General features: G+C 67.9%; 16 protein-coding genes. 11 read left to right on the top strand and 5 right to left on the bottom strand.

What is annotated here, in order from left to right:
• Positions 1-45 precede the first annotated feature (45 nt).
• The 4 genes from ACN0RJ_RS11890 to ACN0RJ_RS11875 all read right to left on the bottom strand — a co-directional run bounded on the left by ACN0RJ_RS11890 (position 46) and on the right by ACN0RJ_RS11875 (position 4,007).
• Complete coding sequence (locus ACN0RJ_RS11890) at positions 46-1,128, bottom strand: 2Fe-2S iron-sulfur cluster-binding protein (protein WP_417720089.1); 1,083 nt, start codon at positions 1,126-1,128, stop codon at positions 46-48.
• The gene (locus ACN0RJ_RS11885) at positions 1,125-2,360 is read right to left on the bottom strand and encodes an aromatic ring-hydroxylating oxygenase subunit alpha (RefSeq protein ID WP_417724392.1); all 1,236 of its coding nucleotides are present in this window, start codon (positions 2,358-2,360) and stop codon (positions 1,125-1,127) included. Before ACN0RJ_RS11885 ends, ACN0RJ_RS11890 begins: the two co-directional genes overlap by 4 nt.
• A 151-nt stretch (positions 2,361-2,511) precedes the next feature.
• The gene (locus tag ACN0RJ_RS11880) at positions 2,512-3,396 is read right to left on the bottom strand and encodes a LysR family transcriptional regulator (protein ID WP_417720087.1); all 885 of its coding nucleotides are present in this window, start codon (positions 3,394-3,396) and stop codon (positions 2,512-2,514) included.
• Between the two features lie 233 nt (positions 3,397-3,629).
• Entirely contained in the window at positions 3,630-4,007 is a 378-nt protein-coding gene (locus ACN0RJ_RS11875; RefSeq protein WP_417720086.1) for an AtzH-like domain-containing protein, read from the bottom strand.
• 62 nt (positions 4,008-4,069) lie between these two features.
• Here ACN0RJ_RS11875 and ACN0RJ_RS11870 point away from each other — a divergent pair, with 62 nt between their 5' ends.
• The 9 genes from ACN0RJ_RS11870 to ACN0RJ_RS11830 all read left to right on the top strand — a co-directional run bounded on the left by ACN0RJ_RS11870 (position 4,070) and on the right by ACN0RJ_RS11830 (position 13,781).
• Complete coding sequence (locus tag ACN0RJ_RS11870; RefSeq protein WP_417724391.1) at positions 4,070-4,756, top strand: cysteine hydrolase family protein; 687 nt, start codon at positions 4,070-4,072, stop codon at positions 4,754-4,756.
• 38 nt (positions 4,757-4,794) lie between these two features.
• Entirely contained in the window at positions 4,795-6,369 is a 1,575-nt protein-coding gene (locus tag ACN0RJ_RS11865) for a hypothetical protein (protein ID WP_417724390.1), read from the top strand.
• A 3-nt stretch (positions 6,370-6,372) separates the two neighbouring features.
• Positions 6,373-6,570 carry a DUF4089 domain-containing protein gene (locus tag ACN0RJ_RS11860; RefSeq protein WP_417724389.1) on the top strand — a complete coding sequence of 66 codons (198 nt, stop codon included), beginning with the start codon at positions 6,373-6,375 and terminating at the stop codon, positions 6,568-6,570.
• Positions 6,560-8,017: an AtzE family amidohydrolase gene (locus ACN0RJ_RS11855; protein WP_417724388.1), complete on the top strand. Its 1,458-nt coding sequence runs from the start codon at positions 6,560-6,562 to the stop codon at positions 8,015-8,017. The genes ACN0RJ_RS11860 and ACN0RJ_RS11855 overlap by 11 nt, the downstream gene beginning before the upstream one ends.
• A gap of 90 nt (positions 8,018-8,107) precedes the next feature.
• The gene (locus ACN0RJ_RS11850) at positions 8,108-9,061 is read left to right on the top strand and encodes a helix-turn-helix domain-containing protein (RefSeq protein WP_417724387.1); all 954 of its coding nucleotides are present in this window, start codon (positions 8,108-8,110) and stop codon (positions 9,059-9,061) included.
• A 133-nt stretch (positions 9,062-9,194) separates the two neighbouring features.
• Entirely contained in the window at positions 9,195-10,715 is a 1,521-nt protein-coding gene (gene adh, locus ACN0RJ_RS11845; RefSeq protein ID WP_417720080.1) for an aldehyde dehydrogenase, read from the top strand.
• A 270-nt stretch (positions 10,716-10,985) separates the two neighbouring features.
• The gene (locus ACN0RJ_RS11840) at positions 10,986-11,939 is read left to right on the top strand and encodes a glycosyltransferase family 2 protein (protein ID WP_417720079.1); all 954 of its coding nucleotides are present in this window, start codon (positions 10,986-10,988) and stop codon (positions 11,937-11,939) included.
• A gap of 2 nt (positions 11,940-11,941) precedes the next feature.
• Positions 11,942-12,349 (top strand): GtrA family protein, encoded by a 408-nt coding sequence (locus tag ACN0RJ_RS11835; protein ID WP_417724386.1) that lies wholly within the window; start codon positions 11,942-11,944, stop codon positions 12,347-12,349.
• A 4-nt stretch (positions 12,350-12,353) separates the two neighbouring features.
• On the top strand, positions 12,354-13,781 hold the full coding sequence (locus tag ACN0RJ_RS11830; protein ID WP_417724385.1) for a hypothetical protein: 1,428 nt from the start codon (positions 12,354-12,356) through the stop codon (positions 13,779-13,781).
• A gap of 24 nt (positions 13,782-13,805) precedes the next feature.
• On the opposite strand, the gene ACN0RJ_RS11825 is transcribed toward ACN0RJ_RS11830, so the two are convergent.
• Complete coding sequence (locus ACN0RJ_RS11825) at positions 13,806-14,573, bottom strand: DeoR/GlpR family DNA-binding transcription regulator (RefSeq protein ID WP_417720076.1); 768 nt, start codon at positions 14,571-14,573, stop codon at positions 13,806-13,808.
• Positions 14,574-14,877: 304 nt separating this feature from the next.
• Here ACN0RJ_RS11825 and glpD point away from each other — a divergent pair, with 304 nt between their 5' ends.
• Both glpD and ACN0RJ_RS11815 read left to right on the top strand, forming a co-directional pair.
• Positions 14,878-16,494, top strand: coding sequence for a glycerol-3-phosphate dehydrogenase (glpD, locus tag ACN0RJ_RS11820; RefSeq protein ID WP_417724384.1), 1,617 nt, complete (start codon positions 14,878-14,880; stop codon positions 16,492-16,494).
• Complete coding sequence (locus ACN0RJ_RS11815; RefSeq protein WP_417720074.1) at positions 16,491-17,579, top strand: ABC transporter ATP-binding protein; 1,089 nt, start codon at positions 16,491-16,493, stop codon at positions 17,577-17,579. The genes glpD and ACN0RJ_RS11815 overlap by 4 nt, the downstream gene beginning before the upstream one ends.
• Positions 17,580-17,589 lie beyond the last annotated feature (10 nt).

Raw genomic sequence — 17,589 nt, 5'->3', positions numbered from 1 at the left:
CAGGCGGCGGGCCCCGTCGGGGTGCCCGCCGCCCGTCGCGCTGCCTCAGGCTTCGACCTCGACCTTGCCGATGGGGCGCGAGCAGCAGGCGAGGATGTAGCCATCCTCGATATCGTCGTCGGTGATGCCGCCGTTGTGCACCATGTGAACCTGCCCCGAGACCTTCTTGATCCGGCAGGTGCCGCAGACGCCGAAGGTGCAGCCGGACGGAATGTTCAGCCCGGCGGCGCGGGCAGTGGCAAGAATGGTGTCGGTTTCGGCGCAGGTCTTCGTGACCCCGGAATCGGCAAAGACGACCTCGGCGCTGGTGTCCTCGTCCGGGATGACGTCGCCTTCGGTGGGCACCTTGGCTTCCTCGGCCAGCGAGGGGTGGAAGCTTTCCTGGTGGTAATGCGTCATGTCGAAGCCGAGCCCGGCCAGGGCCTCGCGCACCGCCTGCATGAAGGGTTCGGGACCGCAGCAGAACACCTCGCGTTCGAGGTAGTCCGGCGCCATGAGGCCCAGCATGAGCTGGTTGAAGGTGCCCTGGTAGCCGGTCCAGGGGCTGAAGCGGTCGGTCCCCTCGACCACGAACTTGAGGTCGATCTCGGGAAAGCGGCTTGCCATGTGTTCGAGCCGCTGGCGGAAGATGATGTCCGACGGGCGGCGGGCGCAGTTGACGAAGACCACGTCGGCGGGGCGCCCGAGGTCGAACATCCAGGTGGTCATGGACATCATCGGCGTGATGCCCGACCCGGCCGAGATGAACAGGTACTTGTCCGCCGGGTGCCGGTGGCTGGAAAAGATCCCTGCCGGGGCGGTGGACTTGATCTTCATCCCCGGCTTGAGGTGGTCGAGCATCCAGCGCGTGCCCCGGCTGCCCGGTTGCGCCTTGACCGTCACCGAAATCGACATCGGCCGCGAGGGCGAGGAGGAGATGGTGAAGGTCCGGTAAAGGGTCTCCCCCTCCACCGGCAGTTCCAGGGTCAGGAACTGCCCGGGCACGAAGGAGAACAGCGCCCCGGTCGGAGACTGGAAGCAGAAGCTGGCCACGTTCGGCGCCTCGGGCGTGACCGTGACGCATTCCAGCATCTCGGTCCCGTCCCAGACATGCACCGGCTGCGAGATGGTCGGCTGCGGAACCCTCATTCCGCCGCCACCCGCAGCGTGTCGATCCGGGCCGACAGGGTGTTGCAATACCAGTCGACGAACTGCAGCACGCCGTCCTCGTGGGTCGGGGAATAGGGCCCCGGTTCGTAGGCGGGCGACAGGATGCCCTGCTGGTTGTCCTCGACCACGCGGCGGTCCTCGTCATTGGTGGCGGCCCAGACCTCGGTCAGGCGCTGGAGATCGTAATCCACGCCCTCGACCGCGTCCCTGTGCACCAGCCAGGAGGTCTGGACCTCGGTTTCCATCGGGCTGATCGGGGTGACGCGGAAGGTGATGGAGTGATCCGACAGGAAGTGGTTCCAGGTCGAGGGGTAGTGGAATTTCATGAGCGACCCGGCGTCGAGGAAGGGCACCCGGCCGAGGCGCTTGGTCACGGCGATCTTGCCGTTCATCGTGTAGCTTTCCACCCCGTCGAGCAGCGGCATCCGGGCGAGCCGGTACTGGCCGTCGTCCGAGAGGCGGAACCGCGACGGCGCGCCGGCGCCTTCGAGGCGGGCAAAGTGGGTTTCCACCTTTTCCGGGAAGGTCCCGTCGGGCGACACGCCGCTGATGGTGGGATCTTCGGGATAGGTGCGGCACAGCGACGGGTGGTTGCCCGCGCAGTGGTAGCACTCGCGGTTGTTTTCCCAGACCAGCTTCCAGTTGCCCTTTTCGACGATGGTCGACTGGAAGGCGATCTTGGCCTCGCCGAGGTCGTGCGGCGCGAGATAGGGCGCGGCGAGCGCGGCGAAGGCGTCGAAATCGGGCGCCTGATCGGCCAGGCAGATGTAGACGAGGCCGGACAGCTCGCGGCAGTGCACCGGCTTCAGCCCGTGATCCTTGGGCTCGAATCCCGGTCCCATGTCGCGCGCCCAGAGCAGGCGGCCGTCCAGTTCGTAGGTCCACTGGTGATAGGGGCAGACCAGCTTGGCCACCTTGCCCGACGCGCCCTTGCACAGGATCGAGCCGCGGTGGCGGCAGGTGTTGTGGAAGGCGCGGATCACGCCGTCGCTGCCGCGCACGATGGTGATCGAATAGGCCCCGATGCGCTGGGTGACGTAATTGCCGGTCTTGGGCAGCGCACAGACCGGCGTCGCAAACAGCCAGTCGGTGTAGAAGAACCGCTCCATGTCCATCGCGAAGATGTCCGGATCGACATAGAAGGGCTGGGGAAGGGAATGACCCGACTTGCGGCGTGTCAGCAGGTCTCGGGCTTTGGTCGCGGTATCCATGACCGGTCTCCATTGGTCGGGCGCGCGGCCCCGGAAAGATGTCTCTCAATCTACCTGTCCACGTGCGATTCCGAGGGCTGATTGCGACACCGCAGATTGCGAAAAAGACCTGCGCTGCACTTGCACGGTCGCGCCTCGGGGACGGCACCGTTCAGGACAGGGCGGCGGCGATTCTCTGGGCGAATTTCGCCGTGGCGACGGGCAGGGTCCGGCCCCGCATCTGGCCCACCAGCAGCAGCCCCGGATCGACGTCGCCACTGGCCAGCGGGCGCACCACGAGGCGCGGGTCCTCGGTCGGCAGGCCGATGGGAATCTGGAAGCTCAGCACCTTTTCGTGCAGCACGTACTGGCGCATCAACTCGAAGCTGTCGGCCTCCAGCACCGGGTCGAGCCGGTAGCCGCGACGCCTTGTCGCCAGTTCCATCAGGTGCCGCACGCCGTATTCCTGCGACGGCACGACATGGGGCATGGCAAGGCAATCGCGCAGCCGCAGCACGTCGCGCCCGGCCAGCGGGTGATCCGCGGCCATCACCACGGAAACCGGCTGTTCCACCGCCTTGATGACCTCGAAATCCACCAGGTAGACCGGCTCGAACACGATGGCGAGGTCGGTGGCGAAGGTCGACAGATCGTGCTCGGCCTCGGCGCGGTCGCGGATGCGGATGGAAAAGGTCACGCCCGGATGCTCGGCCCGGTAGCGCGCCACCTCGCGCGGGAGGAAGACCGGGTTCAGCGCCTGGGAGCAGGCGATGGTCACGTGTCCGCGCCGTTCCCCGGTCAGGTCCGCCACCTGGCCGCGCACCCGTTCCAGGTCGCCGATCTGGGCCTGGATGTGCTGCATCAGCAACTCTCCCGCCGGGTTGAGCCGCACGCCGCGGGGCAGCCGTTCGAAGATCTGCACGCCGAAATCCGCCTCGAAGGCCTGGATCTGACGATTCAGGGCGGAACTCGTCAGGTTCATGTCCTCGGCCGCGCGCCGGATCGAGCCGGCCCGCGCCACGTCGCGGATCATCTGGAAGGTACGCAGGTGACGCATGACAGGCCCATTCCCAGAGTGCTGCATTTCATGCAGCGGTCTGGTGAAATGATAGCAGTAGAAAGCATCACTGAACAGGCGCAGGCTGATTCCGACACGCCCCCCGCCCGATGAAGGCCGGGGCGCACCGGGACAGGAGCCGCGATGCCTGACGATCTGCCCTCAATCTTTCGCGACCGGCCCCGCGCCCGTCGCTCGGGGCCGCGCCGGCCCGGGGCAAGGCCGTGACGGGGTCAGCCCTGAAGGCTCACATGTGCCGAGACGATGCGCCAGCCTTCCGGGCGGCGCATCCACACCTGGCTCTGGGCGCCTTTCCGGCCCGACCCCTTGCGGCGGTATTCGCAGGTCGCAACCCCCGCGTCCGGCCCGAGCGCGAGAATGCGCACCTCGTGAAGGTCGCGCTCGATATCGGTCACGTCGCGGCCGCGCCGGAAGGCGGTGATGCGGTCGTGACCGTAGAGCCCGCCGTCCGGACCCAGCCGCACAGCGCGCCGGTCTTCCCAGAAGAACGCGGCAAGTCTTTCCACGTCGTTGCCGTGCAGGGCTGCTTCGTAAGCGTCGAACTGTGCCCTGATCTCGGCCTCGACGGCCCCGGAATCGAATTCTGTCACGGCATCTTCCTTTGTTCGGGCCAAGGCCCCGTTTCCGACTCATGCAGAAAGGAACGCGAGAAATGACACAAACGCAACTTGCCGCGGAACCGGGGCCCCTGTCCTTCGCCCCCGCCCGGACCGCGCTGATCGTCATCGACATGCAGCGCGACTTTCTGGAGCCGGGCGGTTTCGGCGAGACCTTGGGCAACGACGTGTCGCTGCTGCAGGCCGCCGTCGGCCCCTGCAGGATCGCGCTGGGCGCGGCGCGGGCGGCGGGGATGCTGGTGATCCACACCCGAGAGGGCCACCGCCCCGACCTGTCCGACGCGCCCCCCGCCAAGATCCTGCGTGGCGCGCCGTCGCGGCGGATCGGCGATCCCGGCCCCATGGGGCGCATCCTGATCCGGGGTGAGCCGGGACACGACATCGTCGCCGGTCTCTACCCGGAGGCCGGGGAGGTGGTGCTCGACAAGCCCGGCAAGGGCGCGTTCCACCAGACCGACCTGGCGCAGATCCTGCAGAACTACGCCATCGACACGCTGATGGTCTGCGGCGTGACGACCGAGGTCTGCGTGCACACCACCATCCGCGAGGGCAACGACCGCGGCTACCGCTGCGTGGCGATCGGCGATGCCTGCGCCTCCTATTTCCCCGAATTTCACCGCGTCGGCCTCGAGATGATCAAGGCGCAGGGCGGGATCTTCGGCTGGGTCAGCGACGCGAACAGCTTTGCCGAGGCCCTTACCGCCGCCGAACAGGCGGCCTGACACCCCGGGGCACAGGCCCGACCGACAGGAGAACGAGAATGGACAAGACAGTGAAGCTCTGGACGCCGGGTGACTGGAACGCCCTGTTCGGTTTGGGGACCAACGTGCTGGTGAACCTGCTGGTGATGACCGGCCTGCTGAAATACGTGGTCGGCCTCCCGGACGAGCTGACCTTCGGGCGCATCCTGCCCGCGGTCGGCCTGATGCTGTTCCTCGGCAACATGTATTACGCCTGGATGGGCGTGAAGCTGGCCCGCAGGGAGGGCCGCTCGGATGTCTGCGCCTTGCCCTCCGGGCCATCGGTGCCGCACATGTTCATCGTGGTCTTCGTGATCATGCTTCCGATCCTCGGACAGACCGGAGACCCGGTGAAGGCCTGGGAGGCGGGCCTCGCCTGGGTGTTCCTGCAGGGCTTCATCCTGATCGGCGGGTCCTTCGTGGCACCCTTCATCCGGCGGATCACGCCGCGCGGCGCGCTGCTCGGCACGCTGGCGGGGGTGTCGCTGGCCTTCATCGCCATGCGCCCGGCGACCGAGATCTTCATGACCTCGATCATCGGCCTGACCTGCCTCGCCATCATCCTTGTGAGCTGGTTCGGCGGCCTGCGCTACCCGCGCGGCATCCCGGCGGGGCTGGTGGCCATCGTCACCGGCATGGTCATCGCCTGGGGGGCATCGGCCCTCGGCATGCCGGAAATCGGCGGGATGAGCGGCGCGGCCCTGATGCAGAGCTTTGCGCAGTTCGGCTTCTCCTTCCCGATCCCGGCGATGGATCACGTCTTTTCCGGGTTCGAATTCCTCGGCTTCATCCTCGTCACCGCCATTCCCTTCGGCGTCTACGACCTGGTCGAGGCGATGGACAACGTCGAGAGCGCGGAGGCGGCGGGCGATGTCTATTCCACGACCGAGGCGATCTCGGCCGAGGGGGCGATTTCGCTGATCGGCACGCTGCTCGGCTCGCCCTTTGCCAATGCGGTCTACATCGGCCATCCCGGCTGGAAGGCGATGGGCGGGCGGATCGGCTATTCCGCCGCCACCGGGCTGTTCGTGCTGGCCCTGGCCTGGTTCGGCGTGCTCGCGGTCTTCCTGAACCTGGTGCCGGTGGTCGCGATCTCTCCGATCCTGCTCTATATCGGGATGCTGATCGGCGCGCAGGCCTTCCAGACAACCCCGATGAAGCACGCCCCGGCCATCGTCCTCGGCCTCGTGCCGCACCTGGCCGCCTGGGCCAAGACGCTGATCGACGGCGCGCTGGGCGCGGCGGGGGTCGTGGTGGATGATGCGCTGATCGCGGGCATGAAGCAGAGCGGCGTGCTCTACGAAGGCCTCGGCATCCTCGGCAGCGGGGCGATCCTGACCGGGCTGGTTCTGGCGGCCATCGGCATCTTCATCATCGAACGCAAGTACGACTGGGCCGCGGGGTTTGCCGGGGCGGGGGCGGTGCTGACCTTCTTCGGCTTCATGCACGGGCCGGAGGTCGGGTTCGGCGTTACGCCGGGCGTGGCGCTGGCCTATGCGCTGGTGTCCGGGTTCCTCGTGACCTGCGCCCGGTCGGGCTGGGCCGGGATCCCCGAGGCGATGACGGCCGAAACCGCCGCCCAGCCCGCCGAGTGAGCGATGGATCTCGCGCGATACATGGAGGCGGCGTCGGAGATCATGGACCTGCCCGTCGCGGCGGAGTGGCGCCCCGGCACGCTCCGCTTCCTGGGATTGGCGGCCGAGATGGCCGCCACCCTCGACCGGGTTCCGCTGGACGATGCGGAACTGGTCATGGCCCCGGTGTTCAGCCCGGAAGGGGGCAACGATGACGGATGACACGCCCGGCCGCTGGGCCACCGCGTCCGGGATCGCGGGGGCCGTCGGCTGGGGCCGGATCAGCGCCACCGCCGTGGCCGAGGACTGCCTCGCCCGCATCGCTGCCCTGAACCCCGAGGTCAACGCCTTCACCGCCGTCACCGCGCGCCGCGCGCTGGCCGAGGCGCTGTCGGTCGATGCCGCCATCGCAGGGGGCCGGCCGCCCGGTCCGCTGGCCGGAGTGCCCTTCGCCGTCAAGAACCTGTTCGACGTGGAGGGGCTGGCGACCCTCGCCGGATCGAAGATCAACCGGGACCGGCCCCCCGCCCGCCGCGACGCGCTGCTGATCCGGCGGCTGCGCGCCGCCGGGGCGGTGCTGGTCGGGACGCTGGGCATGGGGGAATATGCCTACGATTTCACCGGCGAGAACGCCCATGACGGTGCCTGCCGCAATCCGCACGACCTCTCCAGGATGACCGGGGGCAGTTCCTCGGGCTGCGGTGCGGCGACGGCGGCGGGGCTGGCGCCGATCTCGCTCGGGTCGGACACCAACGGGTCGCTGCGGGTGCCGGCCTCGCTCTGCGGGGTGTTCAGCCTCAAGCCGACCTACGGGCGGCTGCCGCGCACCGGCACCTTCTCCTTTGTCGACAGTCTCGACCATCTCGGGCCCTTCGCCCGCAGCGCGCGCGACCTCGCGCTGGCCCATGACGCGATGCAGGGGCCGGACGACGGCGACCACGCCTGTTCCCGGCGCCCGCCGGACCCGGTGCTTTCCGGGCTGGACGCGCTTCCGGGCGACATGACCGTCGGCCTGCCCGGCGGCTGGTTCGCCCGCAATCTCGGCGAGGCCGCGCAGGAGGCGATCGAGATGGTCTCCGAGGCGCTGACCTCGCTCGGCGTCGCGCAGGTGCCCGTCGACCTCGACGCCGCCGAAGCGGGGAGGGCGGCGGCCTACCTCGTCACCAATTCCGAAAGCGCGGCCTTTCACCTCGACCGGCTGCGCGCCCGTGCTGCCGAGTTCGATCCCGACACCCGCGACCGGTTCCTGGCCGGGGCGCTGTTGCCCGCGGCCTGGGTGGCGCGGGCGCAGCGGGTGCGCGCCTGGTGGCTTGCCCGCGCGCTCGAGGTCTTTGCCGGGGTCGACGCCCTCGTCGTCCCGGCCACGCCGGTGAGCGCGCCGTTGCGGGGCGAGACACGGCTCGCCCTCGGGGGCAGGGTGCTGCCGCTGCGCCCCAACCTCGGGTTGCTGGCGCAACCGTTCTCCTGCATCGGGCTGCCGGTGGTCACGGTGCCGGTGTTCCTGCCCGGCGAACTTCCCGTCGGCGTGCAGGTCGTCACCCCGCCGTGGTGCGAAGGCCGGGCCCTCGCCATCGCGCGGGCGCTGGAGCGTACCGGCCTCGCCCGCGCCCACCCGCCGGCGCTTCCGATCCCGGAGGCGCCGCTGCGACGCAGCGCGACCGCCCTGTAAATTGGTCGTAGAGGCGGCGAAGTTTCCCCCATCGGCTGCGCAAAGGCGCTAGGCTCCGCGCCAGTCAGACCGATCGGGGGAGGAGCCGCCATGCAATCCGTCCAGCACATCGACCGCGTGATGCGGGCCGTCAGTTCCCGCTCCGAGGCGGCGCGCTCGCTGCTGGCGGCCTCCTGGTGCCGTTCGGTCGAGCGGCACGGGCTCGATCCGGCGGACACCAGCGCCCCGCAGCGCGTCGGCGCCGCGATCCTGCGCGACCGGCGCGACCGCCACGACCAGTTCCTGCGCGTGGCTGCACCCAAGCTGGACCAGCTCTTCGGGCTGGTGGGGACCACGGGCTGCGGCGTGCTGCTGACCGACGCCAACGGCGTGGTGCTGGACCGGCGCTGCTCCGATCCGGATGCGCCGATCTTCGACCACTGGGGGCTGACCGTCGGGGCGGACTGGTCCGAGGCGCGCGAGGGCACCAACGGCATCGGCACCTGCCTTGCCGAGACCCGCCAGATCACCATCCACCGGGACGAACACTTCCTGGCCCGCAACATCGGCATGAGCTGCATGGACGCGCCGATCTTCGGCGAGGACGGCCGCGTGGTCGCCGCGCTCGACGTGTCCTCGGCCCGGGCGGACCAGACGGCGGGCTACAACCGGCTGATCGGCGCCATGGTCGCCCAGACCGCCCGCGCCATCGAGTCCGACTTCTTCCGCGCGCGCTTTCCCCGCGCCCGGATCGTCGTCGCCGATGCCGACGACGCCGAGGCGACGGCGCTGCTGGCGCTGGATTCCGACGACCTGGTGATCGGCGCCACCCGCGCCGCCCGCCGCGCCTTCGGGCTCGAGGCACGCGGGACCCTGAAGCCGCGCCCGGCGTCGGACCTGTTCGGCCGCGAGGATGGCGCGGGCGGCTTCGACGCGGCGGAACGGGCGGCAATGAAACGCGCGCTGGCGCGGGCCGACGGGAATGTCTCGGAAGCCGCACGCGCTTTGGGTATCGGCCGCGCGACGCTCTACCGCCGGATGAAACGGCTGGGACTCGAGCATTGAGCGGCGAAGTGTCTCGGAATTGAGACAGGTCGCGCAGGGCGTCCGTCCCGCCCCGGCTGACCGAATCGCCGCGTGCTGCCTTGATGGCTCCTGACCCCGGGTGGAGGACCCGGTTCATTCAGGAGGACCACACATGAACGTCATGACCGAAACCGAAGGCAAGTTCACCTCGCCGTTCCGCAACCGCTACGACAACTTCATCGGCGGCAAGTTCACCGCGCCGGTGAAGGGCCGCTACTTCGACAACGTCACGCCGATCAGCGGCGCGGTGGTCTGCGAAGTCGCCCGCTCGGACGCGGCGGATGTCGAACTGGCGCTGGATGCCGCGCATGCCGCCAAGGGCGCCTGGGGCAAGACCAGCGCCGCCGAACGCTCCAACATCCTGCTGAAGATCGCCGACCGGATCGAGGAGAACCTCGAACTGATCGCCACCGCCGAGACCTGGGACAACGGCAAGCCGATCCGCGAGACCACCGCCGCCGACATCCCGCTGTCGGTCGACCACTTCCGCTACTTCGCGGGCGTGCTGCGGGGGCAGGAAGGTTCCATGTCCGAGATCGACAACGACACCGTCGCCTATCATTACCATGAGCCGCTGGGCGTGGTCGGCCAGATCATCCCGTGGAACTTCTCGATCCTGATGGCGGCGTGGAAGCTGGCACCCGCCCTCGCCGCCGGCAACTGCATCGTGCTGAAGCCGGCCGAGCAGACCCCCGCCGCGATCATGGTCTTCATGGAGTGCATCGCCGATCTGCTGCCCGCCGGCGTGCTGAACATCGTCAACGGCTACGGTGCCGAGGTCGGCGCAGCCCTGGCCCGCAGCCCGCGCATCGCCAAGATCGCCTTCACCGGCTCCACCGCGACCGGCAAGATGATCATGCAGTACGCGACCGAGAACCTGATTCCGGTGACGCTCGAACTGGGTGGCAAGTCGCCCAACATCTTCTTCTCGGACGTGATGGCAAAGGACGACGCCTTCCTCGACAAGGCGATCGAGGGCTTCGTGCTGTTTGCCTTCAACCAGGGCGAGGTCTGCACCTGCCCGAGCCGCGCGCTGATCCAGGAAGACATCTACGAGGAATTCATCGCCCGGGCCATCGAACGGGTGAAGGCCATCAAGCAGGGCGACCCGCGCCTGATGGAAACCATGGTCGGCGCGCAGGCCAGCAAGCAGCAACACGACAAGATCCTGTCCTACCTGACCATCGGCGTCGAGGAGGGTGCGCAGGTTCTCGCGGGCGGTGCGGCGGCCGAATTCGGCGGCGATCTGGCCGGCGGCTACTATGTCCAGCCGACGATCCTCAAGGGTCACAACAAGATGCGCGTCTTCCAGGAGGAAATCTTCGGCCCGGTCGTGTCGGTGACCACCTTCAAGGACGAGGAAGAGGCCCTCGCCATCGCCAACGACACCATGTACGGCCTCGGCGCCGGTGTCTGGTCGCGCGACATGAACACCTGTTACCGCTTCGGCCGCGAGATCGAGGCGGGCCGGGTCTGGGTCAACAACTACCACGCCTACCCGGCGCACGCGGCCTTCGGCGGCTACAAGCAGTCGGGCATCGGGCGCGAGAACCACAAGATGATGCTCGACCATTACCAGCAGACCAAGAACATGCTGGTCAGCTACAACCCGAACAAGCTCGGCTTCTTCTGAGCTGTCGCACACCGGACGGGGAAAGGGCGCGGACGCAGGTTCGCGCCCTTTTCCGTTCGACGCCTCCGCTCCCGACCCCTAGGAGCGGCACGGGGGCCATTCTGCGGCCCGGGATGGCGCGGCGTCGGTTCGGGCTTCGGAAACAATCCGGTGCGGGGATTTCGTCAAATCCGATCCATATACACAGAATATTACCCAACCCTCGCCCCAATTGTGTCCGATTGGGCGGACAGTCTGCCCCCGAGAACCCAAATCAGAAGGTGGGCCGAAATGTATTTGTCCGTGGTTGTTCCCTGCTTCAACGAAGAAGCGTCGATCCCCGCACTCGTCTCCCGCCTCGACGCCGCCATCGCGCCCTGGCGCGAACAGGCGCAGATCATCCTGGTCGACGACGGATCTTCGGACGGCACCTGGGCCGCGATCGAGGAGGCCCGCGCGCTCTGCCCGCAACTCGTCGGCCTGCGCCTTTCGGCCAACCGCGGCCACCAGGTCGCGCTGACGGCGGGGCTTCAGGCCGCGCGGGGCGAGCGGATCTTCATGCTCGACGCCGATTTGCAGGACCCGCCCGAACTGCTGCCGGACATGATGTACATGATGGATCGCGGTCACGACGTGGTCTACGGCCGCCGCGCCGAACGGCAGGGCGAGACCATGTTCAAGAAACTTACCGCCCATGTCTTCTACCGCGCGCTCAACTGGATGTCGGATGTGCCGATCCCCAAGGACACCGGCGATTTCCGGCTGGTGAACCGCCGCGCGCTGGACGCCGTGCTGGCGATGCCCGAGAAATCGCGCTTCGTGCGGGGGATGTTCGCCTGGGTCGGGTTCAGCCAGGTCGGTCTCGAATACAACCGCGCCGCCCGCGCGCAGGGCGAGACGAAATACCCGCTGCGCGCCATGCTGCGCCTCGCGCTCGACGCGATGACCGGCTTTTCCACCCGGCCGCTGCGGCTTGCCACGCGGCTGAGCTTTGCCAGCCTCGGGATCTCGGCGCTGATGGCGGTCTACGTGTTCCGCTCGCTCATCCTGTACCAGACCGCGCCCGGCTGGGCCTCGGTCACGCTCGCGGTGAGCTTCTTCTCCGGCGTGCAGCTTCTGACGCTGGGCATCCTCGGGGAATACATCGGCCGTCTCTACATGGAATCCAAGCAGCGCCCGCTCTATTTCGTCTCGGAAGAGACCCACGTGGGCTCGCCCGTGAAACTGCATCATCAGCGGGCCTGACCATGACCGACCGGGGCAAACGGCTTCTGCGTTTCGGCGTGGTGGGCATCGCCAATACCGTCACCTATGTCGGCGGCTACCTTCTGCTGCGCACCCTCGGCCTCGAGGAGATCGTGGCGAACTGTCTGGCCTTCGCCGCGGCCGTGGCGCTGCAATACGTGGCGCACAGCCGCTACACCTTCGGCGCCCGGGTCAAGGACCCCGCGCAATTCGCGCGGTTCCTGACCACGATCGGGGCGGGGCTTGCCGTTTCCACGATGATCACCGCGCACCTCGCCGGCATCTTCGGGCTGTCGGACTGGATGGCCGCGCTGATCGTGACCATCGTGCTGCCCGTCCAGAATTACATCCTGCTGAGCCTGTGGGTCTACAACGACCCGGATACCGGCACCCATCCAGAACGGATCTGACGACATGAGCCTCGCCGCCACCAATCCGCCCGCCACCGCCGGGAGCGCCGCACATTCCGAAACACGCAAGCTCTGGCGGGTCTTTCTGCTGGCGCTGGTTGCCGTGATGGTGTTTTCGGCGGGCAACCTGCTCGACCCGATGGTGCGCTACGACGATTTCCCCGCCCTGCTGGCCGAACCCGAAGGCTTCTGGTTCAAGACCCTGGCCGAGGGCCGATGGCTCAACTACGTCTGGCACCTCCGCGGCGTGGTGACGCCGGCCTGGCTCAACTTCGCGGTCTACCAGGCGCTCTGGGCGCTGCTGGCGGCAAGCCTTGCGGTCGCGGTGCTGCCGGGGCGCGGGCGGATGTGGTTCGCGGGGCTGCTGGCGCTGACCATCCTCGTTGCCCCGCCGGCGCTGTTCATTGCCATGTGGTTCAACACCCTGCTGCCGGGGCTGGCGGTCATCGCCATCTACGCGGCGCTGTCGGCGGGCCTCTCGCAGCGCACCCTGCGCCTGCTCCTGCCGGTCTTCACCGTGGCCGCCTTCATGGCCTACACCACCTACCCGCTGGTGCTGCTGGCCGTGTGCCTCGCGCGGACGGAAAAGCGGTCGCTGCGGGATCTGGCCGGGCTGATCGCTCTGTTCGTCGGCTCCATCGTGCTGGCGATGCTGGCGACCTACGCGCTGAACTGGGTCTATCACGGCGTCTTCGGGGTCGAACTCGACATCTCGCGCAAGCCCACGCCGGCGCACGATCTTGCCGGGCTGATCGCCAATGTCGAACACCTCGGGACGACCTTCGGCGGCTTCCTCGAACGCTCGGCCTTCAAGTTCACGCCGCTGGTCTATTTCCACCTTGCGCTGTTCGCCTTCTCGACCGTGGTGCTGGCGCGCCGCGCCCCGATGGAGGCGCTGTACTACCACGCGGGGCTGTGGCTGGGCATGGGACTGGTCGTGGCGCAGGTGCTCAAGCTGGGAATCTTCGTGCCCAGCCGCGCCTTCCAGTTCGCCTGGATCTACTATGCGATCATCATCGTGCGCAGCACCGAGATCCTGAGCCTCAAGCCGGGGATGGCCGGGCGCATGGCGCGCAACGCCGTGCTGCTCATCACCTGCAGCTACCTGCTTCAGGCGACCATCCAGTACACGATCTTCCGCAACTGGCAGGCCGAAACCCGCGCGGTCGCGGCGGATCTGCGCGGACTGCCTGGGCCGGTCTACGTGGTGGGCGACGTGATGAATCACCCCTCCGCGGACGAGGCCGGCATCCAGCAGCACATCGCCATCGACGGGCGGCTGCGGCAACTGACCGGGCAGGGGGCCATCGTCTGCGCCGACACCCCCGCCGCCTGCGCCGGGCTGCCGGACTTCCCGGCCTCGGACAACCCGAAGATGCGGGTCGAGCGGATCGACGGCGCGAGCGTCGTGGTCATCCCGCCCCAGAGGTGACGCGGCAGCGGCGGCAGGCCCGGCTCAGGGCGCCCGCGCCACCAGCACCTCGGTATGCCACGCTTCGCAGCGCTGCCGCAGATCGGCGGGCAGCGGGCGGTCGGTGAAGAAGGTCTCGATCGCGGCGAGGGAGGCGATGCGCGCCGGGGCGCTGCGGCTGAACTTCGAGTGATCCGCGACGAGAAAGGTCCGCCGGGACTGGTGCAGGATCGCCTGGCTGACCCCGACCTCCTGGATGTCGAAATCCAGCATGTCGCCGTCGCGATCCAGCGCCGAACACCCGATCACCGCGAGGTCGAACTTGAACTGGCGGATGGTGTCGGCGGCAAGGTTGCCGATCAGCCCGCCGTCGCTGCGCCGCAGGTGGCCGCCGGTCACGATCACCTCGCAGTCCGGGTTGGCCACCAGGATGTTCGCCACGTTCATGTTGTTCGTGACCACCAGCAGGTTCTGGTGGTGCAGCAATTCCCGCGCAACCGCTTCCGTGCTGGTCCCGATGTTCAGGAACAGCGAAATGTTGTTCGGAACCTGCGCCGCGCATTTGCGCGCGATCGCCGCCTTGGCGCCGGTGTTGAGCGACCGTCGCTCCTCATAGCCGATATTGGTCGTCCCCGAGGGCAGCACCGCGCCGCCGTGCACCCGTTCGAGCCGCCCGGCCTCGGCCAGATCGCTGAGATCGCGGCGGATGGTCTGGTGGGTGACGCCGAAATGCTCGGCAAGTCCTTCGACCGTCACGCGGCCGTCGCGGCGCGCGATGTCGAGGATCTCGGTATGGCGGAAATTCTGGGACATGACCTCACGGCATTTTCGAGCCTTTTCGCATCTTTTTCGCTTTCGGGCAACCAGCCTCGCGTGTGGTCCCTGAAACGCGGGCGAGGCGGCGCCGCGGGCTGAAAACTGCGAATCTTCCGAGCAAAGTGGCGCGATATTCGGCAGGAATGGCGATGGAGTGGCCGCCTGGCTCGCGCGAGGTTGCAGGTGGATAGGTGTCAAGATTCTGATTTATAGTGATAAAGATTAAAACGAAAGAAAACGAACACAAATGTGTTTCCTTTGTGCGCAGGTCGTGCCATGACTTCTGCATATTCACCGGTCTTTGGGGGGACTCGTGTCGGACCAGCCCGCATCACAGACAGTCGACCTGTTCATCATCGGCGGCGGCATCAACGGATGCGGCATTGCGCGGGATGCGGCGGGGCGCGGGCTGTCGGTGCGGCTGGCCGAGATGAACGATCTTGCCTCCGCCACCTCCTCGGCCTCGACCAAGCTGTTCCACGGCGGATTGCGCTATCTGGAATATTTCGAATTCCGGCTGGTGCGCGAGGCGCTGATCGAACGCGAGGTGCTGCTGCGCGCCATGCCGCACATCAGCTGGCCGATGCGGTTCGTGCTGCCCTATCACCGCGACATGCGGTTTGAATCCGAAACGCCGACCTCGCGCCTGCTGAGCCTCGCGATGCCCTGGATGAAGGGGCGGCGCCCGGCCTGGCTGATCCGGCTGGGGCTGTTCCTCTACGACAATCTGGGCGGGCGAAAGATCCTTCCGGGCACCGCGACCGTCGGGCTCGGGGGCACGCCGGAGGGCGCGCCGCTGCAGCCCCGGTTCGAAACTGCCTACGAATATTCCGATTGCTGGGTCGAGGATTCCCGCCTTGTCGCGCTCAATGCCCGCGACGCCGAGGCGCGCGGGGCCGAGATCCTGACCCGCACCAAGGTGCTGTCCGCCGAGCGTCAGGGCGACGGCTGGCTGGTCCGGACCGAGGATGCCGACGGCATCCGGCGCGATCATCACGCGCGGATGCTGGTCAATGCCGGCGGGCCCTGGGTCGGTGACATTCTGCGGACCAAGGTGCGCAGCAATTCCCGCGAAGGCGTGCGGCTCGTCCGGGGCAGCCATATCGTGACGCGCAAGCTCTACGATCACGACAAGTGCTACTTTTTCCAGGGCACCGACGGGCGGATCATCTTCGCCATCCCCTACGAGACCGATTTCACCCTGATCGGCACCACCGATGCCGAACACCGGGACCCCGCCGAGAAACCCGTCTGCACCCCGGAGGAGCGCGACTATCTGATTGCCTTCGCCAATCAGTATTTCGCAAAGTCAATAACCCGCGACGACATCGTCTGGACCTATTCCGGGGTCCGCCCGCTTTACGATGACGGCGCCACGAGCGCGACGGCGGCGACGCGGGACTACACGCTCAAGGTCGAGGAATCGGGCGGCGCTCCCGTGCTGAACGTCTTCGGCGGCAAGATCACCACCTACCGTCGCCTCGCGGAAAGCGCGCTGGAAAAGATCGCGCCGCATTTCCCCGGCACGCCCGGCGCCTGGACCGCCGGTGTGGCGCTGCCCGGCGGCGATTTCCCGGTGAACGGCGTCGCCCGGCTGATCGAGACCCTGCGCGACGACTTTCCGTTCCTCACGTCGTTCTGGGCCCGCCGCCTTGTCCGCGCCTACGGGACCGAGGCGCGGGACATCCTGGAAGCCGCCCGCTCCGCCGACGACCTGGGAGAGAGCTTCGGCGCGACGCTGACCGCCCGCGAGGTGGTCTGGCTGATGGAGCACGAATTCGCCCGCACCGCCGAGGACGTCGTGTGGCGGCGCAGCAAGCTCGGGCTGCGGATGAGCGGCGATGAGATAACACGGCTCGACGCCTTCATGCGCGCCCGCCGCGCCGAGGTGCCCGCCGACCTGAGGAGGACCGTATGACCCTGCAACTGGAGGGCGTGTCGAAACTGGTGGAGGGGCAGACCCATATCCACCCGACCGACCTGACGCTGGAAAACGGCACGATGAACGTGCTGCTGGGACCGACCCTGTCGGGCAAGACCTCGCTGATGCGGCTGATGGCGGGGCTCGACCAGCCGAGCACCGGGCGGATCCTGTGGCAGGGCGAGGACGTGACCGGCCGTCGCGTGCAGGATCGCAAGGTCGCGATGGTCTACCAGCAGTTCATCAACTACCCGTCGATGACGGTCTACGACAACATCGCCTCTCCGATGAAGCTGCTCGGGGTCGCGCGGGCCGAGATCGACCGCCGCGTGCGCGAGACGGCGGAGATGATGAAGCTGACGCCGATGCTGGACCGCAAGCCGCTGGAACTGTCCGGCGGGCAGCAGCAGCGTTGCGCGCTGGCGCGGGCGCTGGTCAAGAATGCGGGCCTCGTGCTGCTGGACGAACCCTTGGCGAACCTCGACTACAAGCTGCGCGAGGAGCTGCGGATGGAGATCCCGAAGATCTTCGAAGCCTCCGGCGCGATCTTCGTCTATGCCACCACCGAACCGGAAGAGGCGCTGCTGCTCGGCGGTCACACCGCGACGCTGTGGGAAGGCCGCGTGACCCAGTTCGGCCCCACGCCGAGGGTCTACCGCCAGCCGATCGACGCCACCACGGCGCGGGTGTTCAGCGATCCGCCGATGAACTTCCTGCCGGTGGCCAAGACTGGGAACCGCCTGATGTTCGGCGAGGGCCAGTCCGCCCCCGCCGCCGGGAAGTTCGCGGATCTGGCCGACGGGCGCTACATCGCGGGATTCCGGCCCAACCACCTCGAGATCCGCAAGCATGCCGAGGATGCCCTGGGCTTCGGCACCCGTCTCGGGGTGACCGAGCTTACCGGCTCCGAGACCTTCGTGCATCTCGACCACCACGGCGAACGCTGGGTCGGGCTGATCCACGGGGTGCATCACCTCGAGATCGGTTCCGACCTGACCGTCTGGCTCGACCCGCGCCACATCTACGTGTTCGGCGAAGACGGCGGGCTGGTTGCGCCCGCCGCCTATGCGCTGGCTGCCTGAGGAGAGACGA

Origin of the sequence: Salipiger sp. (genome assembly GCF_048261495.1) — a bacterium.
Taxonomy (GTDB): Bacteria; Pseudomonadota; Alphaproteobacteria; order Rhodobacterales; family Rhodobacteraceae; genus Salipiger.
This window is presented reverse-complemented; position numbering and strand designations above follow the sequence as displayed.